Raw genomic sequence first — 24,144 nt, forward strand, 5'->3', positions numbered from 1 at the left:
GTTATTCGGCCGCTTCGCGGAATTCCGACGGCGGGCCGCGCCACGGCACCGGGGCGCCGAGATGTTCGGCGACCGCAAGACCCGAGCGAAGTCCGTCCTCATGGAAGCCGTAGCCGGTCCAGGCGCCGCAGAACCAAGTGTTGCGATGGCCCTGGAGCTCGCCGACGCGGCGCTGTGCCGCAAATGCCTTGGCAGTGTACTGCGGATGGTCGCAGGCGTAGCGGCCGAAGGTCAGTTCGGGCGCGGGCTCGAACGGCGGGTTGAGGCTGACGAACAGCGGCTTGTCGGCATCGATGCCCTGCAGCCGGTTCATCCAGTAGGTGACGGCGACGTCGTTGACCGGCCAGCCCTCGCGCTGCCAGCGCAGGAAATTCCACGACGCCCAGGCGCGCTTGCGCTTCGGCATCAGCCGCGGGTCGCGATGCAGGTACACCATGTTCGGCGCGTAGCCGATGCTGCCGAGAATGTCGCGCTCGACGTCGCTGGCGTCCGAGAGCATCGCCAGCGCCTGATCGCTGTGGGCGCCGATCACCACGTGGTCGAACACGCCCAGGCCGCCGAGGCTGTCGCGGACGATCACGCCCTTCGGCGAGCGTTCGATCGAGGTGACGGCGGCGCCGAGCCGCATGTCGTCCTTGAAGGCGCTGGTCAGCTTCTCGACATAGCGCACGCTGCCGCCCTTCACGGTCCGCCAGATCGGGCGTTCGTAATGCAGCAGCCGATGGTTGTTGAAGAAGGCGACGAAATTCTCCGCCGGGAAATCCAGGATCTGCGACGCCGGCGCCGACCAGATCGCCGCGCCCATCGGCGCCAGATAATCGGTCAGCAATCGCGGCGCGAATTTGCGGCTGGTGAAATAGTCGCCCAGCGACAGGCCGGCGAGGGCGCCGGTCTTGAAGTCTTCGACGCTCCGCTCGTTGAAGATCAGGATGTGCCGGAGCATCTTCAGATATGACGGCGACAGCAAATTGCGGCGCTGCGCGAACAGGCCGTCCGCCGTTTCCAGCCAGTTCGATCCACCGCCCTTCCATTCGAATCGTCCGGCGTCGGCGCTGACCGAAAAGCTCATGCAGCTTTCGACGGTCTCGACGCCGAGATGGGCGAACATCGCGGTGAGGTCGGGATAGTTGAGCTGGTTGTAGACGATGAATCCGATGTCGACCGGGATCGAGGTGCCGTCGTAATCGACCGTGACGGTGTGGCTGTGGCCGCCAGCGCGCAATTCGCGCTCATAGACCGTGACAGGATAGCGCTGGGACAGCGCCCATGCGGCAGCATTCCCCGCGATCCCCGTTCCGACGATAGCAACGCGCATTCCAAGCCCCCTCTAGCCCACCGGCGACCGAGTTACGGCATCCAGGCTCGAGAGTTTCAGCACGTCCGGCAGCGAAAAAATTCGAAGGGCGGGCAGGGAATCGTCCTCGGACGGCCGTATCAGCAGATGAAATCTTTGTAAGCTTTGCCGCATTCGGCGGGGCCGTCAAGCTGAGGGAACACCGATGGAATCGGGAGAATCGCACCGCCGAAGCCGGCTCAGGCGGCGGGATACCGGAAACAACTTGTCACTGAACGCGGCGATGACGGCCCTGTGCGTCGGCGTTTCCGCCCGTTACAATGGCGGCTGGCTTTCAAACAGCAGTCTTCCGTGATCGAGTTGCAAGTGACTGGCAGAGAACATCGTGCGCCGAAGTCGATCGTGGCGCGGCGTGCGCGGCTTTACGCCGCGCCGGGAGATGGATCGCGCCCAGCATGAGCACCACACTTCGCTACCTTGGCCGCGCAGCCCGACTGGTGGTGGCCTCGGCGCTGGTCGCTGCGTCGGGCGGCTGTATCCTGACGCAAGATCTGCCCGATCCCGCGCTCGATCTGCCGAATCGCTACAAGGCTGCGTCGCGCACCGCGGTCGAGAAGCCGCCGGCGCTGGATTGGTGGCGTGGCTTCCGGTCGGCCGAGCTGACGCAACTGATGGAAGAGGCGCAGACCGTCAATCTCGACGTCGCCGCCGCCGTCGCGCGCATCCGCCAGGCAGACGCGCAGGCGCGGATCACCGGCGCGGCGCTGCTGCCCAGCCTCAGCGCCAGCGGCAACGGCAGTCAGGTCAAGACCTCGGGATCGAACATCTCCAACACCACGATCGCTGGCCGCCGTTACAGCACCTATTCGTCGTCGCTGAGCGCGTCTTACGAGATCGATTTCTGGGGCAAGAACCACGACGCCGCACTCGCGGCCGAGGAGACCGCCACCGCGAACCGGTTCGACCGCGACACGGTGATGCTGACCACGATGGCGAGCGTCGCCAACGCGTATTTCCAGGTGCTCGCCGCGCAGGATCGGATTCGCACCGCCGAAGGCAACATCAAGAGCGCCAGCCGGATTCTCGACGCGATCAAGCAGCGTCTCAAAGCCGGCACCGGCACCGATCTCGATGTGGCACAGCAGGAGAGCGTGCTGGCGAACCAGCGCGCCGCGCTGCCGCCGCTGCGGCTGACGCTGGCGCAAAACGTCAACGCGCTGGCGACGCTGGTGGCGCGCCCGCCGGAGAGCGTGAAGATCGCCGGCGGTTCGCTGACGCGGCTGTCGTCGCCACGGGTGACGCCGGGGCTGCCGTCGGATCTGCTGACGCAGCGGCCCGATATCCGTCGCCAGGAGGCTCAACTCGCCTCGGCGACAGCGAATGTCGGCAGCGCGCGGGCGCAGTTCTTCCCGACCATCCAGCTCACCGCGCAGGGCGGCTATCAGAGCGCGGCGCTGGCATCACTGTTCACGCCGCAGGCGACGTTTTCCAACATCGCCGCGGGGCTGACGCAGCCGATCTTCGATGGCGGCCGGATCCAGGGCAATTTCGATTTGACGCAGGCGCAGCAAGAAGAGCTGCTGCAGACTTATCGCAAGACCGTGGTGTCGGCATTCGCGGATGTCGACAACGCGCTGGAGTCGATCAAGCAGAACACCGAGCGGCTGCGGCTACAGCGCGAGGTGGTGGCATCGTCGCGGCGCGCGTTCGATCTCGCCGAACAGCAGCTCCGCGCCGGCACCAGTGACATCGTCACCGTGCTGAATACGCAGCTCACGCTATTCCAGGCCGAGGACGCGCTGATCCAGACGCAGCTTGCGCGCTTCCAGGCGATCGTCAGTCTGTTTCAGGCACTCGGGGGCGGCTGGGAGCCAAAGATGGAAAGAACGGCCGATGCTCTTTAAGCCGGATGCGAAGGATACGTCCGGCGCCGGGCCCGGACGCAACGGTTGGGGCCACCGCCTGCGCCGCCGCAGCGTGTCGCTGCTGCTGGTCGTCGCCATCCTCGGCGGCCTCGGCTTCATCGCCTGGCGCGCGATCCAGACCAAGCAGGCGGAGCGGCGGATGCCGCCGGACCTCGCGGTCCCAGTGCTGGCGGCGACGCCGAAGGTTGCCGACGTGCCGGTGTATCTCGACGGCGTCGGCTCCGTGAAGGCGCTCGCTACCGTGACGGTGCGCGCCCAGGTCGACGGCAAGCTGATCGCGGTGAATTTCACCGAAGGTCAGGACGTCAAGGCCGGCGACGTGCTCGCGGAGATCGATCCCGCGATCTATCAGGCGCAATACGATCAGGCGGTCGCCAAGAAGGCGCAGGACGAAGCCCAGCTCGCCAACGCCCGGATCGATCTGGCGCGCTATCAGCAGCTCGCCGCCTCCAATGCCGGCTCCAAGCAGCAGGCCGACACCCAGAAGGCGACCGTGGCGCAGCTCGAGGCGCAGGTGCGCTCCGATCAGGCCGCGATCGATAATGCCGCGGCGACGCTGAGCTACACCAAGGTGGTGGCGCCGATCTCCGGCCGCGCCGGCCTGCGCCAGGTCGACAAGGGCAACATCGTGCACGCCTCGGACGCCACCGGCATCGTGGTGCTGACACAGCTCAAGCCGATCGCGGTGCAGTTCAGCCTGCCGCAGCAGCAGATCGTCCGGGTCAACGCCGCGGCTGCCGAGGCGCCGCTGCCGGTCGACGTGTTCGGCAATGACGGCGTCACCGTGGTCGATACCGGCATGCTGAAGGGGATCGACAATCAGGTCGATCAGACCACCGGCACGGTGAAGCTGAAGGCGGAATTCCCCAACGCCAAGCTGCAGCTCTGGCCCGGCCAGTTCGTCAACGTCCGGCTCAAGGTCGACACCTTGAAGCAGGCGATCGTGGTGCCGGTGTCCGCAGTGCAGCGCGGCCCCGCCGGGACGTTCAGCTACATCATCGGCGAGGACAACATCGTTCATGCCCGCCCGGTGAAGGTGACGCAGCAGAACGAAAGCGAGGCCGTGGTCGCCGAGGGGTTGACGCCGGCCGACCGGGTGGTGACGACCGGCTTTGCCAATCTGGCCGACGGCGCCAAGGTGACGATCGGCGATGCCAGCCAGATTCCAACCGCCGATCTCGCTCCGCAGAAGCGTCGCCGTCCGCCGGGTGCTCAGGGCCAGGGGGGCAACGAAGCCGGCGAGGGGCAGGGCAAGCGCCGCCGCGGTGAAGCCGGGCAGCAGCAGGCACCGGCCGCAGGCGGAGCCCCGTCGTCGGGTGCGCCCAAGGCGCCCTGACGCGGTCCGCTGCCAGCGCGACGGTGGCGGATGCCGGAGCGCGAGACGTCAGGACGCAACGCTGAGGTGAGTTTTCATGGGCGTATCTGAGCCGTTCATCCGACGTCCGATCGCGACCTCGCTGCTTGGCGTGGCGCTGATGATCGGCGGTCTGCTCGGCTATCTGGCGCTGCCTGTGTCGGCCCTGCCGCAGGTCGATTTCCCGACCGTGCAGGTGACGACCCAGCTCCCAGGCGCGAGTCCCGACGTCGTGGCGTCGCTGATCACGGCGCCGCTGGAACGGCAGCTCGGCCAGATTCCGTCGCTGACGGCGATGACCTCGACCTCGTCCTACGGCGTCAGCCAGGTGTCGCTGCAGTTCGACCTTAACCGCGATATCGACGGCGCGACCCAGGACGTGCAGGCGGCGATCAATGCCGCCGCCGGCATTCTGCCGAAGAACCTGCCGTACCCGCCTGTCTATGCCAAAGTGAATCCGGCCGACGCGCCGGTGATGACGCTGGCGCTGACCTCGACCACAGTGTCGCTGCGCACCATGAGCGACCTTGCCGACACACTGATGGCGCAGCGGCTGGCGCAGATCTCCGGTGTCGGCCGGGTCTCGGTGCTCGGCGGGCTGAAGCCGGCGGTGCGGGTGCAGGCCGATCTGGCCCGGCTCGCCGCCTACGGCATCTCGATGGAGGATCTGCGCACGGCGATCGCCAACGCCAACGTGTCGGGGCCGAAGGGCTCGCTCGACGGCGCTCAGCAGGCCTACACCATCGCGGCGAACGACCAGATCGCTGCTGCGGATGCGTACCGGCCGATCATCGTGGCGTATCGCAACGGCTCGCCGGTGACGATCGGCGACGTCGCGCAGATCGTCGACGGGCTGGAGAACGAGCGCACCGGCGCCTGGTACCAAGGCACACCGGCGGTGATCCTCGACATTCAGCGCCAGCCCGGCGCCAACGTCATCGACGTGGTCAAGGGTATCCGCGCCGAAATCCCGCGGATCCAGCGGCTGGTGCCGGCCGGCGTCAAGCTCACCGTGGTCAGCGACCGCACCGAAACCATTCGCGCCTCGGTGCACGACGTGCAGTTCACGCTGCTGCTCAGCGTGGTGCTGGTAACGCTGGTGGTGCTGCTGTTCCTGCGCTCCATGCGTGCCACCATCATTGCCGGCGTGGCGCTGCCGCTGTCGCTGATCACCAGCTTCGGCGTGATGTATTTCATGGGCTTCAGCCTCGACAATCTGTCGCTGATGGCGCTGACGATCGGCACCGGCTTTGTGGTCGACGACGCCATCGTGATGATCGAGAACATCGTCCGCCACATGGAGGACGGCGAGAGCCCGATGCAGGCGGCCCTGAAGGGCGCCAGCGAGATCGGCTTCACCGTGATCTCGCTGACGATGTCGCTGATCGCAGTGTTCATCCCGCTGCTGTTCATGTCCGGGCTGGTCGGCCGGATGTTCCGCGAATTCGCGCTGACGCTGACGATCGCGGTCGTCACCTCGGCGATCGTGTCGCTGACGCTGACGCCGATGATGTGTTCGCGGCTGCTCAAACATGCCCGCGACGAGCGCCAGGTGCCGGGGCTCGCCACCATCACCGCCTGGATCGATCGCGGTGCGGAGGCCTATCACCGCAGCCTGTTGTGGGTGTTGAAGCATCAGCGCGCCACGCTGGTGGTGACGTTCCTGACCATCGCGGCGACGCTGGTGCTGTATGCGATCGCGCCGAAGGGCTTCCTGCCGCTGCAGGACACCGCCTCGATCACTGCGGTGACAGAAGCGGGACCGGCGGTGTCGTTCGCCGAGATGAAGGCGCGGCAGACCGAGACCGCGCAGGCGATCGAAGCCGATCCGGATGTTGTCGGCGTGGTGTCGGTGATCGGGGCCGGCTCGGTCAATCCGACGCCGAATGTCGGCCGGCTGGTGCTGACGCTGAAGCCGCGCGGCGACCGCAAGTCCGACGTCGGCGAAGTGATCGAACGGCTGAAGCAGCGCGTCGCCGGCATTCCCGGCATGACCGTGTACTTCCAGGCCGTGCAGGACGTGCAGATTTCGACCCAGGCCAGCCGCTCGCAGTATCAATACACGCTGACCGCGACCGATGCGGCGCTGCTGTCGCAATGGGCCAATCTGCTGCTCGGCGAACTGCGCCGCGATCCGCTGTTCCGCGATGTCTCGACCGAGGCGCAGGAGGGCGGCCTGCGGGCGGCGCTCGACGTCAACCGCGAACGCGCCGGCCAGCTCGGCGTCAGCGTTCAGGCGATCAACGACACGCTCAATGACGCCTTCGCGCAGCGGCAGATTTCGACGATCTACGGCCAGGCCAACCAGTACCGCGTGGTGCTGGAAGCGATGCCGGTCTATCAGCAGGACCCGTCGATCCTGTCCAAGCTGTATGTGCCGGGCAATGCCGGCGCCCAGGTGCCGATCTCGGCGGTCGCCGAGTTGAAGCGCACCATCGCGCCGCTGGCGATCTCGCACCAGGCGCAGTTCCCGTCGGTCGCGATGAGCTTCAATCTCGCGCCCGATGCCTCGCTCGGCGAGGCGTTGAAGCGGATCGAAACCATCGAGAAGCAGATCGGGATGCCCGGCAGCATTGTCGGGGTGTTCTATGGCGACGCCGCCGAATTCTCCAAGGCGCTCGCCGGCCAGCCTTGGCTGATCCTGGCCGCGATCGTGGCGATCTACATCGTGCTCGGCGTGCTGTACGAGAGCTACATCCACCCGATCACCATCCTGTCGACGCTGCCGTCGGCCGGCGTCGGTGCGATCCTGGCGTTGATGCTGTTCGGCCAGGATCTGTCGGTGATCGGCCTGATCGGCATCATCCTGCTGATGGGCATCGTCAAGAAGAACGCCATCATGATGATCGACTTCGCGCTCGAAGCCGAGCGCGGACAGGAGATGTCGTCCTACGAGGCGATCGTGCAGGCCTGCCGGCTGCGTTTCCGGCCGATCATGATGACGACGCTGGCGGCCTTGTTCGGCGCGCTGCCGCTGGCGGTCGAAAGCGGTACCGGGTCTGAGCTGCGGTTTCCGCTCGGCATCTCGATCATCGGTGGCCTGCTGCTCAGCCAGTTGCTGACGCTGTACACCACGCCGGTGATCTATCTGGCGCTCGACCGCATCAACCGGAAGCTGGAGCGGGCATTGCCGCCGGTGCCGCCGGCGACACCATCGCCCCCGCTGGCCGGCGCCGGGGAGGGGCTGTGATGGCCTCGATGTCCGACCCGTTCATCCGGAGGCCGGTCGGCACCACGCTGCTGGCGATCGGATTGTTTCTGGTCGGCATGGTGGCTTATGCGGTGCTGCCGGTGGCGGCGCTGCCGAACGTCGATTTCCCGATGATCATGGTGCAGGCGTCGCGGCCTGGGGCAGCGCCGTCGGTGATGGCCTCGACCGTCGCGGCACCGCTGGAGCGGCGGCTCGGCGAAATCGCGGGGCTCGATCAGATCACCTCGACCAGTTCGCTCGGCAATACCCGCATCCAGCTGCAGTTCTCGATCGGCCGCAACGTCGACAGCGCCGCGCGGGATGTGCAGGCGGCGATCAACGCCGCGGTCAGCGATCTGCCGACCGACCTGCCGACGCTGCCCAAGTTCCGCAAGTTCAACTCCGCGGCGGCGCCGGTCTATATCCTGGCGCTGACCTCGAAGACGATGCCGGCGAGCGCGATCTACGACGTCGCCGACACGGTGTTGGCGCAGCGCATCTCGCAGGTGCCGGGTGTCGGCGACGTCACGGTCTCCGGTGCCGACCAGCCCGCGGTGCGGATCGCGCTCAACCCGGTCGCGCTTTCTAACGCCGGCATCTCCACCGACGACGTCCGCACCGCGATCATCAACGCCAATCCGGTCGGCCCGGTCGGCTCGTTCGACGGGCCGCGGTTGACCGAAACACTGTCGACCAATCCGCAGATGCGCACCGCGGAGCAGTTCCGCAGCATCGTCATCAAGAGCGATACGAACGGCACGGTCCGTCTGTCGGATGTCGCCACCGTCAGCGACGCGACCCGCAACGCCCGCACCATCGCCTGGTACAACAAGCAGCCGGCGGTGATCATCCAGATCACCAAGCAGGGCGACGCCAACGTCATCGAGACCGTCGACCGGGTCAAAGCCCTGCTGCCCGAGCTGAAGCAGTGGATTCCGGCAGGCGTCGACATCTCGGTGCTGGCCGACCGCACCGGTACGATCCGCGCCAGCGTCGACGACATGCAGTGGACGCTGCTGGCGACCGCGGTGTTGGTGATGGTGGTGGTGCTGCTGTTCCTGCGCCGGCTGACGCCGACGATCGCCGCCGGCGTGTCGGTGCCGCTGGCGCTGGCCGGGACCTGCGCCGGAATGTGGATCAGCGGGTTTTCGATCAACAATCTGTCGCTGATGGCACTGGCGATCGCGGTCGGCTTCGTCGTCGACGATGCGATCGTGATGATCGAGAACATGTACCGCAACCTTGAGCGCGGCATGGCGCCGCTGCCGGCCGCGATGGAGGGCGCCCGGCAGATCGGCTTCACGGTGCTGTCGATCAGCCTGTCGCTGGTCGCTGCGTTCGCGCCGCTGATCTTCATGGACGGCCTGATCGGCCGGCTGCTGCGCGAGTTCTCGCTGACGCTGACGTTTGCGATCGTGGTCTCGACCGTGGTGTCGCTGACGGTGACGCCGATGATCTGCGCGCACTACATCCGCGCCGAAGTGTCGCCGAAGCAGACTTGGTTCGATCGCGCGGTCGAAGGCACGCTGAACCGCATCGTCGGCTTCTATGCCTGGACGCTGCGCGGCGTGCTGTCGGTACCGTGGCTGACCGTTGTGGTGTTCATTGCCACCATCGCGCTCACGGTGACGCTGTATATCAAGGTGCCCAAGGGCTATTTCCCGATCGACGATTCCGGCTTCATCATCGGCTCGACCCGCGCCTCGGCCGACATCTCGTTCCAGTCGATGCGGACTCTGCAGGAGGAGCTCGCCGACATCGTGATGGCCGATCCGGCGGTGAGCGGCGTCGGCTCGGTGCTGGGTGGCGGCGGACCGGGCGCCGGCGGCGCCAATCGCGGCACGATGTTCATCAATCTGAAGCCGACCGCCGAGCGTGAGGGCGTCACCACTCAGATGGTGATCGATCGCCTGCGCCGGCAGCTCAGCCGCGTTGCCGGCATCCGGCTGTTCATGTTCGCCGCCCAGGATCTGCGCGGCGGCGGCCGTTCCAGCGAATCCAACTATCAGTACACGCTGAGCAGTCCCGATCTCGACCTGTTGCAGAAATGGGCGCCGATCGTCGCCAAGCGGATGCAGACGGTCGACGGCATTACCGACGTCACCAGCGATCGCGACGACGGCGGCCTGCAGCTCACCCTGTCGATCGACCGCACCATGGCGTCGCGGCTCGGCGTGCGGATTCAGGATATCGACAACGCGCTCAACAACGCATTCTCGCAGCGGCAAATCGCGACGATCTACACCCAGCGCAACCAGTATCAGGTGGTGCTGGAGATCGACCCGAATTTCCAAACCGATCCGACCGACCTGAAGCGGATCTACGTCGACAGCACCAGCGGCGATCAGGTGCCGTTATCGGCGGTGGTCCGCGCCGAGCGCGGGCTGGCGGCGCTGGCGGTCGCCCATACCCAGGGCGTACCGTCGACCACGGTGTCGTTCAACACGCTGCCCGACGTGCCGCTGCAGGAGGCGACCGCCAACATTCAGCGCGCGGTCGACGAGCTGCACATGCCGGAGGGGATCCGCGGCTCGTTCGACGGCAATGCCGGCGATTTCCGCGCCACCTCCAACAAGCAGCCGCTGCTGATCCTGGCGGCTTTCATCGCGATGTACATCGTGCTCGGGGTGCTCTACGAGAGCCTCGCGCATCCGCTGACGATCATCTCGACGCTGCCGTCGGCGGGGCTGGGTGCGCTGCTGGCGCTGCTGGTCACCGGTACCGAGCTGTCGGTGATCGCCTTCGTCGGCATCATCATGTTGATCGGCATCGTCAAGAAGAACGGGATCATGATGGTGGACTTCGCGCTGGAGGCCGAACGCGACCGCGGCCTGCCATCGGCCGACGCCATCTTCGAAGCCTGCATTGTCCGGTTCCGGCCGATCCTGATGACCACGCTGGCGGCGCTGTTCGCGGCGATTCCGCTGGTGGTCGCCGTCGGCCCCGGCACCGAGCTGCGCCGGCCGCTCGGCATCACCATCATCGGCGGGCTGTTCGTATCCCAGGTGCTGACGCTGTATACGACGCCGGTGATTTATCTGTTGATCGACCGGGTGCGGCAGCGGCGCTGGCGCCGCGGTGCGCCGGCCGCAGTGCCGGCGGAGTAGGGACGAGATGACGACCGAACACCAGACACCTGCGGCAGAGCTGGGCGCGCCTGAACCGGAGTGCGAGCGCTGCGGCAAAGCGCTGCCGCTGTGCATCTGCGACACCGTCGAGCCGATCGCCAGCCGCATCCAGCTTCTGATTCTGCAGCATCCGCAGGAGCAGGATCGCGCACTCGGCACCGCGCGGCTGACCGCGCAGCATTTCAAGAACGCGGTGGTGCGGATCGGGCTGTCATGGCCGAGCCTGTCCAAGGCGCTCGGCCGCACCGTGCACGATCCGTCGCGCTGGGCGGTCCTGTATCTCGGCTCAGCCCGCGCGGCCGAATTGGCCGAGGGGCGCGAGATCCTTGCGGTCGACGCCAAGGGCCAGCCCGAGCCGTATCAGGACATGATCCTCGACGAGATCGAGGGCGTGGTGCTGCTCGACGGCACTTGGAGCCAGGCCAAGGCGCTGTGGTGGCGCAACGCCTGGATGCTGAAGTGCCAGCGGGTGATTCTCGACCCCGCGGCGCCGTCGCGCTACGGCCGGCTGCGCAAGGAGCCGCGCCGCGACGGGCTGTCGACGCTGGAAGCCGCCGCCATGCTGCTGTCGCGGCTGGAGCATCGCCCCGAGATCGAGACGGCCTTGCTGTCAGCCTTCGACCGGATGCTGGCGCGGTTCAAGCAGGTCCAGGCCGAGCGACCGGATCTGGCCCCGAAGCCGAAGAAGCGCGACTGGCGCCGCAAGAAGCGCGGATGAGGGCGCGCGCCCGCGCCGCGGTCTGACGCGGCGATCTCGACAGGTGTCGATTGGATGGGGCGTTCGTGCGAAGCGATTCCGCGCGCAACAGCGCGATCCTCGACGCGGTTCCGGTCGAGTCTCAGGAAGATTGGCTAAGTGCTTGATAGGAAAGTGGAGGCCACGACCAGAATTGAACTGGTGTACACGGTTTTGCAGACCGTTGCGTAACCACTCCGCCACGTGGCCCCACGCGGCGAACTCATATACGGCCGGACGGCGATAGGCAACCGCCGCACAGCGCGTTGCCCTGGGGACAGAGGTGGCCTTGAACAATCGGGGGCGCTCACGCAAGGAGAAGGCGCACCAAACGACGGGGCGGCGATGCCGGAGCGCAACTGCAGGAGCTGGGAAGCGAGGGCGATGGCCTGATGCTGTTCAGTTCGCCGGTCTTCCTGTTCCTGTTCATGCCGCTGCTGCTCCTGGTCTATTGGAGCGTGCCGCGGCCGCTTCGCAACAGCGTGCTGCTGGTCGCCAGCCTGGTGTTCTATGCCTGGGGCGAGCGGTTCTTTGCGCTGGTGATGCTGGGGTCGATTTTCGGCAACTGGCTGCTCGGGCTGGCGCTCGATGCCCTGACGGACCCGGGCCGGCGCAAGCTGGTGGTGGCCGCCGCGGTGGTGTTGAACATCGGCCTGCTTGCGGTGTTCAAGTATTCAGAGTTCCTGATCGCGAACCTCAACGCGCTGCTGGAGACGGTGGGCATCGCGCCGGTCACCGTGGTGGCGCCGCATCTGCCGCTGGGGATTTCGTTCTTCACCTTCCACGCGCTGTCTTATGTGATCGACGTTTATCGCGGCGTCGCCCGCGCACAGCGCCGGCCGGTCGACTTCGCGCTGTACATTGCGTTCTTTCCGCAGCTGATTGCCGGCCCGATCATCCGCTATCACGACATTTCCGATCAGCTCCGGCGTCGGCCGGTGACGCTCGAACTGGCGGCCTCCGGCATCGAGCGGTTCCTGGCCGGCTTCGGCAAGAAGATGCTGCTGGCCAATCCGCTCGGAGAAGTCGCCGACCGGATCTTTGCGCTGCCGGCCGCCGACCTCAGCCCGGGCGCGGCCTGGCTCGGGCTGCTCTGCTACACCTTGCAGATCTATCTCGACTTCTCGGCCTATTCGGACATGGCGATCGGGCTGGCGCGGCTGTTCGGTTTCACCTTCCTGGAGAACTTCAACTATCCGTATCTGTCGCAGTCGCTGCAGGAATTCTGGCGGCGCTGGCACATCTCGCTGTCGAACTGGCTGCGCGACTATCTCTACATACCACTGGGCGGCAACCGCGTGCCGCCGTGGCGGGTGTATTTCAATCTCGCCACCGTGTTCCTGCTGTGCGGGCTGTGGCATGGCGCGAACTGGACGTTCGTGGTCTGGGGCCTTATCCATGGCCTGTTCCTGATCTTCGAACGGCTCGGATTGGCGTCGCTGCTGGCGCGGATGCCGCGGCCGGTGCGGCACCTCTACACGCTGGCCGTGGTGTCGCTGGCCTGGGTGTTCTTCCGCGCCACCGACCTCTCGCACGCCATCACCTATTTGCGCGCCATGGTCGGGCTCGGCGCCGGCTGGTCGCTGGATTTCCTCGGCAATGTCGATCCGCTGGTCGTCCTCTGCCTGGTGATGGGAGGTCTGGCGAGTGCTGCGGTGTTCAGCCCGCTGACCGCGGATTGGCGGCTGCGCCGGGACCAGAACCAGGGCCGGGTGCATCCCGATGTCCGCACCTTGCAGATTGGCGGTGATGGGACCCTGATGATGACAGGCCGGCTGATCGTGCTGCTGACGATCGGCCTGCTCGCCAGCAGCCAAGTTGCGGCCGGCACCTACAATCCATTCATCTATTTCCGGTTCTAGCGATGCAGCGAACCCCTTTCACCGTTCGGCTGTACTGCGGCGCCCTCGTGGGCCTCGTCGCGGCGTTTTCGTTCGCGTCGCTGATCGCGATGACCTTCAAGCACGCCGAGATCAGCATTAGTGAGAAGCGCGAACTGACGCAGCTCCCGGGATGGCCGCGCACCGCGGCGCAGTGGGACAGCTTCCCGGAGCGGTTCGATGCCTATTTCAACGACAATTTCGGCTTGCGAAAGCTGCTGCTGCGGCTGAACTCGAACTTCACCACGGTGATGCTCGGACGCTCGCCGTCGGACAAAGTGGTGTTCGGCAAGGACGACTGGCTGTTCTACGCCGGCGACAATTCGATCGAGTTGTATCGCAACCAGCGTCCTTTCAGCACGCTGCAGCTTGCCAATACCGAAGCCGCGCTCGCGTTGCGGATGCGTCCGCTGCGAGCCGTGAGCCGCCCATATCTCTTCGTGGTGGTGCCGGACAAGCACACGATCTATCCGGAGATGATGCCGAGCTTCATGTCGCGGCGCGATCCGCCGTCGCAGTTCGACCAAGTCGTCGCGCTGGCGGAGGCTGCGCGCCTCCCGGTGCTCGATCTGCGCAGCACGCTGCGGCAGGGCAAGGCGGACGGGCAGGTGTACCTCAAGGACGACTCGCACTGGACCGATTGGGGCGCGTATCTCGGCTATCGCCGCATCATGGCTGCGCTGCCGCTGACCGATCTGCCGGTGCTCGATCTCGATGCGAAGCAGTTTGCAATTCCCTCTGACCACGCAGGCGATCTCGCCGGCATGGCGGGATTGACGCGGCGGGAAACGACCCGGCTGTCGGAGCTGCCGGCCGATCGCTGTGCTCTCACGGCGACGGCGTATCAGTCCGTGGGCGACGACATTTCGATCGGGCGGACGTTCTGTCCGCAGGCCAAATACAAGATCATGTTCATCGGCGACTCCTTCACCGGAGCACTGGTGAAGTATCTGTCGCGCAGTTTTGGTGAGGTGGTCTACGTCGCCCGGTCGGGCTTCAAGCCGTCACGCGAGATCGCGCCGTTGATCGAACGCGAGAAGCCCGATCTGGTGATCGAAGAGCTGGCGGAGCGGCATTTGGATTCGCTGGCGGACACCGTCGCCCAGGAAGGCCGCTGACGCCGGCAGCGCCTTGCTCAGCAGGAGGCGTACCAGTCGGACGGGAACGGCAGCAGCGGCCATTCGACCGAATTGTCGTTGGCGGCGCGGCGCATCGTCGCCACCACGTTCGGGCGGATGACGTTGTCCTGCGTGCTTTCCGCAACGGCGTCGCTGATCGATTCCAGCAACAGATCGTATTCGGCTTCGCTCATGGTTCGGCTCCCCTGTCCGAACCTGAGTGTGGCAAAAACTGTTGTGGGGCCGGTTGAGCCGATCGCTACAATTTTAGCGATCGGCCTTCGTCGTGCGGTGTGTGTTGAGCTGATCCACAAGGAATGCGGCCAAAAACAAAGCCGCCCCCGGGGAGGAGGCGGCTCGGTTCGACCGTTATGCTAAACGGCTGCTTACTGGCAGAGATGCATCCGGCCGTCTTCGCCGCGGAAGGTGGTGCCGGGCAGACAGACGAAGCCGTTGCGCTCGGCGTAGCTGCGCATGTCGTAGTTGCCCTGATAGCCGGCCTCGAACGGAGCCGTGGCGATGGCTCCTGCCGCACCGATCGCGCCGCCAACGACGCCGGCAGCCACCTGGCCCGGCCAGAACGCGTTGCTGTCGCGCCAATTGCGCTCCTGGTAGCCGCGCTCCTGATAACCCTGATAACGAGTGCTCTCGCCGTAGAGCTGGCCGCGCATCTGCGTCGGCTGCTGAGCCGAGGCGGCGCTGGTCAGGGCCACGGCGCCCGCGAGCACGGCGGCGGCAAAGGTGATCGGCTTCAACATCTGTGGTCTCCCTCTTTGTTTCCGATGCCGACGCAACGTGCGTCGGAGCGAGAACGTTCCGGGGGCCGGGGGAGGCGGAGTCACAGCGGCGTGAAAGGTCGCTGGCGCGCCGCTGTGAGGAAGCTGGCACATCCTCGGGAGCCCACGAGCTAGCGTGGGCGTCACGACCTGCAATGATGGAAAATGAGAATGGCTCCCCGGGCCGGATTCGAACCAGCGACCAACCGGTTAACAGCCGGTTGCTCTACCACTGAGCTACCAGGGAACATGCGAAGCAGCGCTTCGCGGGGCAGCGTATAACAAAGCCGTTCGGCGTTGGAAAGCAGAAATCGGTCGATCCACACCGGCCGTTTTCCGCCGCAACGCCGCGGCGAGCCGCCGTGACGGCGAGGGCTATGTAGGGGATGATCTGCGCCGCGTGAAGCCCCCTTTGCACTAAATCTGTTGAGTGCGGCGACATGTTGCGTTTTCAGCGGCGTTGCAGCATGGATGGCGCGGGTTTCACGCAGGGGATCGAGGATGTTGGAATTCGAGCGCGCGCGGCAAAACATGGTCGACGGGCAAATTCGGCCTGCCAGCGTGACCGATTGGCGAATCATCGATGCGATGCGGGCGCTGCCGCGCGAGGCATTCGTGCCGGAATCGAAGCGCGAGCTGGTCTATCTCGACCTCGATCTCGAGATCGAAGGCCACGACGGCCATAAGCACTTCATGCTCAATCCGATCATGACCGCGCGCATGTTGCAGGCTGCCGAGCTGCAGCACGACGATCGCGTGCTCGTGGTAGGCTGTCCGACCGGGTACATCGCGGCCGTGGCGGCGAAGCTGGTTACCCGCGTCACCACGACGATCGATGACGAATCGCTGGCGCAACGCATCCGCTCGACGCTGCCGGCGCTGGGTCTGTCCAACGTCAACGTCCGGGTCGCTGAGGCGGCGAAGGGCGATCTGCACGACTCGCCGTTCGACGCGATCCTGCTCTGCGGCGCCACCGAGGTCGAACCGACCGCGCTGTACGATCAGCTCAAGCTCGGCGGCCGCCTGGTCGGCGCCTTCGCCAACGGCCGGCCGCAGCGCGTTACCGTGGTGACCCGTTCGCACGGCGACTACGGTGCCCGCATTCTGTTCGATGCGTCGATTCCCGTGCTGCCCGGTTTGGAGCGCGCGCCGGCCTTCGAATTCTGACGCAAGCGGCCGGATTCTTTAGAGGAATCATACCTGTGGCGCGAATGCCCCAGCTCGCAAGTTTCGTTGTGCACCACGGCCGGGGGGTTTCTTCGGTCAATTCCGTGTCCTATGGTGAGGATGGACTTACCGGACATCGTTCGGCCGAGCGCACGGCGTTGGGCACCGGAAAGTCCGGTGTGGGGAAAAGTTCAGGATTGGATTGCCAGAATGGATGGGCTTAAGCGGATTTCCGGCCTCGCGGCTGCCGGCATCGTTCTGGCGTGCGTCTCGCAGACAGCGGCCCGAGCGGATACCATCGAAGGCGCGCTGGTTCGCGCTTACCAGACTAATCCTCAACTCAATGCACAGCGCGCCTCGGTGCGCGCCACCGACGAATCGGTTCCTCAGGCTCTGTCCGGCTACCGTCCCAAGGTCGCTGTCACGGCCAGCGGCGGTTATCAGTACACCGACGTGATTTCGTCGGTCGCCGGCAACCAGTTCCAGGCGTCCGGCACCCAGATCCCGCGCTCGGTCGGCGTGACCGCATCGCAGACGCTGTTCAACGGCAATCAGACGGCGAACCGCACCCGTGCGGCCGAGAGCCAGGTGTCGTCGGCGCGTGAAGGTCTGCGGGTGCTAGAGCAGTCGGTGCTGCTGTCGGCCGCGACCATCTACATGGACTACCTGCGCGACTCGGCGACGCTCGAAGTGCAGCGCTCCAACGTGCGCGTGCTCGAGCAGACGCTGCGTCAGACCAACGATCGCTTCAATGTCGGCGAGGTGACCCGCACCGACGTGGCGCAGTCGCAGGCGCAGCTCGCGGCCGGTAACACCCAGCAGCTGGCCGCCGAATCGACGCTGACCACGACGCGGTCGAACTACCGCCGCATCATCGGCACCGAGCCGGGTAATCTCGCGCCGGGCTCGCCGGTCGATCGCTATCTGCCGACCTCGCTGGCGCAGGCGATCAATCTGGCGTTGGTCGAGAATCCGAACGTCACCGCTGCGATGTACGGCATCGACGTCAGCTATCTGAACGTGAAGATCAACGAGGGCGCGCTGTTCCCGACTCTGACGTTGCAGGCCAGCGCGCAGCAGTCGTGGGAGCCGTCGATCTCGTCGCCGCGCCAGTTCCTCGCGTCGGGCGTCGCGCAGCTGTCGGTCCCGATCTACCAGGGCGGCGGCGAATACGCGCTGATCCGGCAGTCGAAGGAAACGCTGGCGCAGCAGCGCCTCAACCTCGAACAGGTGCGCGACCAGACCCGCGCCAGCGTGGTGCAGGCGTGGGGGCAGCTGCAGGCCGCGAAGGCGCAGGTCTCGTCGGCGCAGTCCCAGGTCAAGGCCTCGGAAATCGCGCTCAACGGCGTGCGTGAAGAAGCCCGCGCCGGCCAACGCACCACGCTCGACGTGTTGAACGCGCAGCAGGCGCTGGTGAATGCCCGCGTCGCACTGGTGACCGCGCAACATGACCGCGTCGTTGCTTCTTATGCGGTGCTGAACGCGGTCGGCCGGTTGTCGCCGCAGGTGCTCGGCCTGAAGACCGACGTCTATGATCCCAGCGTGCACTACCAGCAGGTGCGCGACAGCTGGGGCGGCGTGCGGACTCCCGACGGCCGCTGATTGCGGCCGCGACTGCGCCCGGGATTCTGCCCGGGCGCGTTTGCTTGCAAACAACTAATCGGCTGCCTACCGTTGATCGGGTCGTCGTGACGATTCGAGTCGGAGATGCGCCCGTGTTTCGCGGCGCTCCACGTTGTTACACGTGGAGCGGACCTCGGGGCGTACCGTAGTTGAAGCTGGGGACAAGTCCTGCTTCCAACGCGAAACCTGGCGCCGCCGATCCGGAACCGGTCTCTCCCGTAGAGCTTTGATGTTACAACGCCGGGAAGGGCGTGATGATGTGGAGTCGGAGATGACGCAGCCTGCAAAGGCGCAAGAGCCTTCCATGGAGGAGATTCTGGCGTCGATCCGTCGCATCATTGCCGATGACGAAGCCAAGCCCGCGACCCCGGCACCTGCGCCGGTGGCCGTTGCCCCGAAGCCGGAGCCGCCCAAGCCGGCTCCCCCGCCGAGCAAGCCCGCGGCCATGACCCCACCTCCGTCTGCACCGAGTCCGGTGGCGCAAGCCGCGCCGCCCAAGCCCGCCGCCGCTGCGCCGAAGCCGGCTCCGCCGCCAACGCCAGCTCCCGCCGAGAGCAACAGTCAGGACGACATCGACGCGCTGCTGGCCGGCCTCGACGCCGACACCACGGAGGAGGAGGTTCGTCCGCCGCAGCCGGATGGCGACGTGCTCGAACTGACCGACGAGATGGCGCTGCCGGAGCCCGAACCCGAGCCGGCGCCGCCGCCACCACCTCCGCCGCCGCCCGTTCAGAAAGCGCCGATCGAGGACGACATCGAATTCGCCGAAGCCGCGCCAAAGCCGCGCGCGCCGGAGCCGGCCTACGAGCCGCCGCCCGCGGCGGCGGCCTGGAGCGAAGAGCCGCAGCAGCCGATCCTGTCGCGGACCACCGCCGCGGCGGTGGAATCGGCGTTCAATTCGCTCGCCACCACGGTGCTCAGCAACAATGCCCGGACCCTCGAGGATCTGGTCAAGGAGATGCTGCGGCCGATGCTGAAGGCTTGGCTCGACGATAATCTGCCGACGCTGGTCGAGCGGATCGTCCGCCAGGAAATCGAGCGGGTCTCGCGCGGGCGCTGAGCCCGTTTGGCGGAGGCGCTGCCTCCGCCTGATCCTCCGCCTGATCCAATGGACCGGCCTCCATTGTTGACTTGCGGCGCGCCGGAAGGTTTCTAGCGTCGTCCAACGAGCGCGTTCGCGGCCCGGCGACGCGCCTTTTTTGATTGCAGCGCCATGATCGAGAAAACCTACCAGCCAGCCGACATCGAGGCCCGCATTTCGCGCGCCTGGGAAGATGCGGAGGCCTTCAAGGCCGGCCGTCCGGATCGCCGCGACGCCGTCCCGTACTCGATCGTGATTCCGCCGCCGAACGTCACCGGCTCGCTGCACATGGGCCATGCGCTCAACAACACGCTGCAGGACATCCTGTGCCGGTTCGAGCGGATGCGCGGCCGCGACGTGTTGTGGCAGCCCGGCACCGACCACGCCGGCATCGCCACCCAGATGGTGGTCGAGCGCCAGCTGATGGAGCGCCAGGAGCCGAGCCGCCGCGACATGGGGCGTGCCAAATTCCTGGAGCGGGTGTGGCAGTGGAAGGCCGAGAGCGGCGGCGTCATCGTCAACCAGCTGAAGCGGCTCGGCGCGTCGTGCGACTGGTCGCGCGAGCGCTTCACCATGGACGAGGGGCTGTCCCGCGCCGTCGCCAAGGTGTTCGTCGAGCTGCACCGCCAGGGCCTGATTTACAAGGACAAGCGGCTGGTCAATTGGGACCCGAAGCTGCTGACCGCGATCTCCGATCTCGAAGTGCAGCAGATCGAGGTCAAGGGCAATCTCTGGCACCTGCGCTATCCGATCGAAGGCAAGACCTTCGACCCGGCCGATCCGTCGACCTTCATCGTCGTCGCGACCACGCGCCCCGAAACCATGCTGGGCGACACCGCGGTCGCGGTGAATCCGGAAGACGAGCGCTACACGCATCTGATCGGCAAGCACGTCATCCTGCCGCTGGTCGGCCGGCGGATTCCGATCGTCGCCGACGAGTACTCCGACCCCGAGAAGGGCTCCGGCGCGGTGAAGATCACGCCGGCGCACGACTTCAACGACTTCGAGGTCGGCAAGCGGCATCATCTGCCGCAGATCAACGTGCTCGACATCGAGGGCAAGATCTCTGTTGCCGACAACAGCGCCTATCTCGAAGGCCTGCCGGAAGGCGCGCGCGAATTCGCCGAGGAGATCAACGGCACCGACCGCTTCGTCGCCCGCAAGATGATCGTGGCGCGGCTCGATGATTTCGGCTTCCTGGAGAAGATCGAGCCCAACGTCCACATGGTGCCGCACGGCGACCGCTCCGGCGTGGTGATCGAGCCGTTCCTCACCGATCAGTGGTACGTCGACGCCAAAACGCTGGCGCAGCCGGCGATCGCCGCAGTGCGCTCGGGCGAGACCACCTTCGTGCCGAAGAACTGGGAGAAGACCTACTTCGAGTGGATGGAGAACATCCAGCCGTGGTGCATCTCGCGCCAGCTGTGGTGGGGCCACCAGATCCCGGCTTGGTACGGTCCGGACGGCAAGGTGTTCGTCGCCGAAACCGAGGAAGAGGCGGTCGGCAATGCGCTCGGCTACTACGTCGAGCAGGAAGTGATCACGCCCGCGCAGGCCCACGACATGGCGGAAGATCCCGCCAAGCGCGAGGGCTTCATCACCCGCGACGAGGACGTGCTCGACACCTGGTTCTCATCGGCGCTGTGGCCGTTCTCGACTCTCGGCTGGCCGGACGAGACACCCGAACTCGACCGCTACTATCCGACCAATGTGCTGGTCACCGGCTTCGACATCATTTTCTTCTGGGTCGCCCGGATGATGATGATGGGCCTGCACTTCATGGACGATGTGCCGTTCCCGACCGTCTACATCCACGCCCTTGTTCGCGACGAGAAGGGCGCCAAGATGTCGAAGTCGAAGGGCAACGTCATCGATCCGCTCAACCTGATCGACGAATACGGCGCCGACGCGCTGCGTTTCACGCTGGCGGCGATGGCGGCGCAGGGCCGCGACATCAAACTCGCGACTTCGCGCGTCGAAGGCTATCGCAACTTCGCCACCAAGCTTTGGAACGCCTGCCGCTTTGCGGAGATGAACGGCTGCGTCGCGCCGGCCGGCTTCGACTACACGGCGGCCAAGGAAACGCTGAACCGCTGGATAGCGCACGAGACCGTCCGCGCGGTGCGCGATGTCACCGAGGCGATCGAATCCTATCGCTTCAACGATGCCGCCGAAGCCGCGTATCGCTTCGTCTGGAACGTGTATTGCGATTGGTATCTCGAACTCGCCAAGCCGGTGCTGATGGGCGAGGAGGGCGCTGCCAAGACCGAGACCCGGGCGATGGTGGCGTGGGCGCGGGACGAGATCCTCAAGATCCTGCATCCGTTCATGCCGTTCATCACCGAAGAGCTGTGGGCGGTGACCGCGACGCGCGACGGACTGCTGGTGCTGGCGCCGTGGTCGCGCAAGGCCGGGATCTCGGACGAGGAAGTGTCGGTGCTGGCGGCCTCTGCCGCGACTGATCCGATGGCCGGGCCGGCGATGCTGGCAATTCCGGAGCCGCAGGAGCCGGACTTCACCGACGATGCGGCTGAAGCCGAGATCGGCTGGGTGGTCGATCTCGTCACCGCGATCCGCTCAGTGCGCGCCGAGATGAACATGGTGCCGTCGACCCTGACGCCGCTGGTGCTGGCCGGCGCTTCCGCCGACACCAATGCGCGGGCGAGCCGCTGGAGTGACGTGATCAAGCGGCTGGCTCGCGTCGGCGAGATCTCGTTTGCGGACGCAGCACCGCAAGGGGCGGTGCAGCTCCTGGTGCGCGGCGAGGTTGCGGCGCTGCCGCTCAAGGGCGTGGTCGATTTCGCCGCCGAGCAGGTCCGGCTCGAGAAGGAACTCGGCAAGGCCGAAGCCGACATCAAGCGCGCCGAAGCCAAGCTGGCGAACGAGAAGTTCGTCGCCAACGCCGCCGAAGAAGTCGTTGAGGAAGAACGTGAGAAGCGCGAGGCCGCGGTCGCGCGCAAGGTCAAGATCCTCGAAGCGCTGCTTCGGCTGAAGAACGCGAGCTGACCCTTGCTCGACCACGTCTCGATCACCGTGTCCGATATTTCGGTGGCCGAGCCGTTTTACGATGCGATCATGGCGGCGCTCGGCGTCGTCAAGGTTGGCGCCCGCGGCGATTGGCTGGGCTATGGCGAGAGGGCGCGGCCTGACCATCCGGACCGCGCCTATCTGTCGATCCGCAAGGGCGACAGGCCGGAGCCGGCGTATGGCCGGCACTGGTGCTTCAAGGCGAACAGCCGCGCCGTGGTCGATGGTTTCTGGCAAGCCGGGCTCGCGCACGGCGGCATCGATCAGGGCGCGCCGGGACTGCGCGATTATCATCCCGGTTACTACGCGGCCTTCATCGCCGACCCGGACGGCAACCGGCTCGAAGCGGTGTGCCACGCGCTCGATTGAGCGCCTTAGAACGCAACGTCCCTCGTCATTGCGAGGAGCGTAGCGACGAAGCAATCCAGCTTGTGAGTGAAGTTTGGATTGCTTCGCTCCGCTCGCAATGACGGACCTTGCACCTGCTGTCCGTCGCCGCGGCGTTGATCGGCGCCAAAGTATGACACCGGGGCGATCGCGTAGGATCGGGCATCAACGGGGCTGTGCCGATGCTCGCCTTCCTCAAGCTGCTGATTTCTTTTGCGCCGTGGCTGTCGTTTCTGATCATCGCCCGTGACACGTTGCTCCGGGTCGAGATCGGCCTCTGCGTCGCACTGGCGCTGACGGTCGTGATGGGCGTGTTGAAGCTCCATCGCGGTATCATTCTGTGGGTCGGCGTGGTGTTCTTCGGCGCCGCGACCGTCGCGGTGATGGGGTTCAACGACACCTGGACGCTGCGCCATCTCGGCGTGCTCGCCAACGGCGCATTGGCGGCCGGGGCCTGGCTGACCATCCTGCTCGGGAAGCCGTTCACGCTCGACTACGCCAGGGAGCACGTCGATCCGGCGGTCTGGAATGATCCGAAATTCATCCGCATCAACGTGCTGATGACCGGCATCTGGGCGACGGCTTTCACCATCAACGCGGCGCTGGCATTCGGCAAGATGGAGCAGGTCGCGCTGCCCGAACTTGCCTACGAGCTGATCTCCTACGCGGTGCTGATCGGCACCGCGATCTTTACGGTGTGGTACCCGGACCATTTGCGGAAGGCGAGGGCGGCAAACTGAACCGCGCTCAGCGCGGAAACGGTTTGCTCCAGAACCGCGAGCCCTTCAGCCCATAGCGCCAAGGATAGTCGGCCGCCTTGGTGATGCCGATGCGCGGTCCGGTGACGATCTCCGGCTTGCTGATCCGGCGATGGATCGCGAATGGGGCGGCATCGAGCGGCAGGCCGTTGTGAGCGATGGTGATGCCGAGGGCCTGCGCTAGTTTGCCGGGGCCCGAACACAGGCTGCGCGGCTCGTCGAGGCCGCGGCGATTGCGCATCGCCGCAAGACCGTGGGTCGGCTCCAGCGCTCGGATCAGAACTGCGCTGGCGGAGCCTTCGGGCTCGCAGACGACATTGACGCACCAATGGATGCCGTAGGAGCGATACACGTAGGCGACGCCCGGCGGGCCGAACATCACCTGGTTGCGCGGTGTCGGCCCGCCATAGGAATGCGCCGCCGGGTCGGTGTGGTGATAGGCTTCGACCTCGACGATGACGCCGCCGGCGCCGCCGAACAGCAGCGTTGCGCCGATCAGTTCGGGCGCGACCTCGTGGACGCTGCGGGCAAAGAACCGGCGCGTCAGCAGTGGGCCGAGGGCGGGATGTGTTCCGTCCGGCGAGGCCTTCGGAACGCGGGGCTTGATCATCTGCGACAGGGATTGTGCGCCACAAGGCGCGGCCGGCGATGCGCGTTATGCTTACAATTCGAGCATTATTCCAAGGGATAACAGCCCGCA

At 66.0% G+C, this 24,144-nt stretch carries 17 protein-coding genes and 2 tRNA genes; 13 read left to right on the forward strand and 6 right to left on the reverse strand.

Annotation, left to right across the window (positions count from 1 at the left end):
- Window position 1: 1 nt before the first annotated feature.
- Window positions 2-1,315: an NAD(P)/FAD-dependent oxidoreductase gene (locus VRZ08_RS00175; protein WP_414531202.1), complete on the reverse strand. Its 1,314-nt coding sequence runs from the start codon at window positions 1,313-1,315 to the stop codon at window positions 2-4.
- A 434-nt stretch (window positions 1,316-1,749) separates the two neighbouring features.
- Here VRZ08_RS00175 and VRZ08_RS00180 point away from each other — a divergent pair, with 434 nt between their 5' ends.
- From VRZ08_RS00180 to VRZ08_RS00200, 5 genes are all read left to right on the forward strand, one after another.
- Entirely contained in the window at window positions 1,750-3,198 is a 1,449-nt protein-coding gene (locus tag VRZ08_RS00180; protein ID WP_164572646.1) for an efflux transporter outer membrane subunit, read from the forward strand.
- The gene (locus tag VRZ08_RS00185; protein WP_264052251.1) at window positions 3,188-4,555 is read left to right on the forward strand and encodes an efflux RND transporter periplasmic adaptor subunit; all 1,368 of its coding nucleotides are present in this window, start codon (window positions 3,188-3,190) and stop codon (window positions 4,553-4,555) included. The genes VRZ08_RS00180 and VRZ08_RS00185 overlap by 11 nt, the downstream gene beginning before the upstream one ends.
- Before the next feature lie 76 nt (window positions 4,556-4,631).
- Window positions 4,632-7,763 (forward strand): efflux RND transporter permease subunit, encoded by a 3,132-nt coding sequence (locus VRZ08_RS00190; protein ID WP_414531203.1) that lies wholly within the window; start codon window positions 4,632-4,634, stop codon window positions 7,761-7,763.
- Entirely contained in the window at window positions 7,763-10,870 is a 3,108-nt protein-coding gene (locus tag VRZ08_RS00195) for an efflux RND transporter permease subunit (protein WP_414531204.1), read from the forward strand. The genes VRZ08_RS00190 and VRZ08_RS00195 overlap by 1 nt, the downstream gene beginning before the upstream one ends.
- Window positions 10,871-10,877: 7 nt before the next feature.
- Complete coding sequence (locus VRZ08_RS00200) at window positions 10,878-11,609, forward strand: tRNA-uridine aminocarboxypropyltransferase (RefSeq protein ID WP_107357503.1); 732 nt, start codon at window positions 10,878-10,880, stop codon at window positions 11,607-11,609.
- Between the two features lie 154 nt (window positions 11,610-11,763).
- On the opposite strand, the gene VRZ08_RS00205 is transcribed toward VRZ08_RS00200, so the two are convergent.
- Window positions 11,764-11,837: transfer RNA gene (locus tag VRZ08_RS00205), tRNA-Cys, on the reverse strand.
- Window positions 11,838-12,019: 182 nt separating this feature from the next.
- Here VRZ08_RS00205 and VRZ08_RS00210 point away from each other — a divergent pair.
- A complete protein-coding gene (locus VRZ08_RS00210; protein ID WP_414531205.1) occupies window positions 12,020-13,489 on the forward strand; it encodes an MBOAT family O-acyltransferase in 1,470 nt (489 codons plus the stop codon).
- A 2-nt stretch (window positions 13,490-13,491) separates the two neighbouring features.
- Window positions 13,492-14,625, forward strand: coding sequence for an alginate O-acetyltransferase AlgX-related protein (locus VRZ08_RS00215; protein ID WP_414531206.1), 1,134 nt, complete (start codon window positions 13,492-13,494; stop codon window positions 14,623-14,625).
- A gap of 17 nt (window positions 14,626-14,642) precedes the next feature.
- Here VRZ08_RS00215 and VRZ08_RS00220 read toward each other — a convergent pair whose 3' ends face one another.
- From VRZ08_RS00220 to VRZ08_RS00230, 3 genes are all read right to left on the reverse strand, one after another.
- A complete protein-coding gene (locus VRZ08_RS00220) occupies window positions 14,643-14,819 on the reverse strand; it encodes a hypothetical protein (RefSeq protein ID WP_264073436.1) in 177 nt (58 codons plus the stop codon).
- Between the two features lie 192 nt (window positions 14,820-15,011).
- Entirely contained in the window at window positions 15,012-15,383 is a 372-nt protein-coding gene (locus VRZ08_RS00225; protein ID WP_107355664.1) for a hypothetical protein, read from the reverse strand.
- A gap of 190 nt (window positions 15,384-15,573) precedes the next feature.
- Window positions 15,574-15,648: transfer RNA gene (locus tag VRZ08_RS00230), tRNA-Asn, on the reverse strand.
- A 254-nt stretch (window positions 15,649-15,902) separates the two neighbouring features.
- Here VRZ08_RS00230 and VRZ08_RS00235 point away from each other — a divergent pair.
- The 6 genes from VRZ08_RS00235 to VRZ08_RS00260 all read left to right on the forward strand — a co-directional run bounded on the left by VRZ08_RS00235 (window position 15,903) and on the right by VRZ08_RS00260 (window position 23,426).
- Entirely contained in the window at window positions 15,903-16,568 is a 666-nt protein-coding gene (locus tag VRZ08_RS00235) for a protein-L-isoaspartate O-methyltransferase family protein (protein ID WP_107355665.1), read from the forward strand.
- 210 nt (window positions 16,569-16,778) lie between these two features.
- Window positions 16,779-18,170, forward strand: coding sequence for a TolC family outer membrane protein (locus VRZ08_RS00240; RefSeq protein WP_107355666.1), 1,392 nt, complete (start codon window positions 16,779-16,781; stop codon window positions 18,168-18,170).
- A gap of 292 nt (window positions 18,171-18,462) precedes the next feature.
- Complete coding sequence (locus tag VRZ08_RS00245) at window positions 18,463-19,251, forward strand: PopZ family protein (protein WP_408016271.1); 789 nt, start codon at window positions 18,463-18,465, stop codon at window positions 19,249-19,251.
- A gap of 153 nt (window positions 19,252-19,404) precedes the next feature.
- On the forward strand, window positions 19,405-22,278 hold the full coding sequence (locus tag VRZ08_RS00250; protein WP_414531207.1) for a valine--tRNA ligase: 2,874 nt from the start codon (window positions 19,405-19,407) through the stop codon (window positions 22,276-22,278).
- A 3-nt stretch (window positions 22,279-22,281) separates the two neighbouring features.
- Window positions 22,282-22,668 carry a VOC family protein gene (locus tag VRZ08_RS00255; protein ID WP_414531208.1) on the forward strand — a complete coding sequence of 129 codons (387 nt, stop codon included), beginning with the start codon at window positions 22,282-22,284 and terminating at the stop codon, window positions 22,666-22,668.
- 200 nt (window positions 22,669-22,868) lie between these two features.
- Entirely contained in the window at window positions 22,869-23,426 is a 558-nt protein-coding gene (locus tag VRZ08_RS00260; protein ID WP_414531209.1) for a hypothetical protein, read from the forward strand.
- Window positions 23,427-23,433: 7 nt separating this feature from the next.
- Here VRZ08_RS00260 and VRZ08_RS00265 read toward each other — a convergent pair whose 3' ends face one another.
- A complete protein-coding gene (locus VRZ08_RS00265) occupies window positions 23,434-24,054 on the reverse strand; it encodes a DNA-3-methyladenine glycosylase (RefSeq protein WP_414531210.1) in 621 nt (206 codons plus the stop codon).
- Window positions 24,055-24,144: the final 90 nt, after the last annotated feature.

Origin of the sequence: Rhodopseudomonas sp. G2_2311, assembly GCF_047501505.1 — a bacterium.
Lineage (GTDB): Bacteria > Pseudomonadota > Alphaproteobacteria > Rhizobiales > Xanthobacteraceae > Rhodopseudomonas > Rhodopseudomonas palustris_H.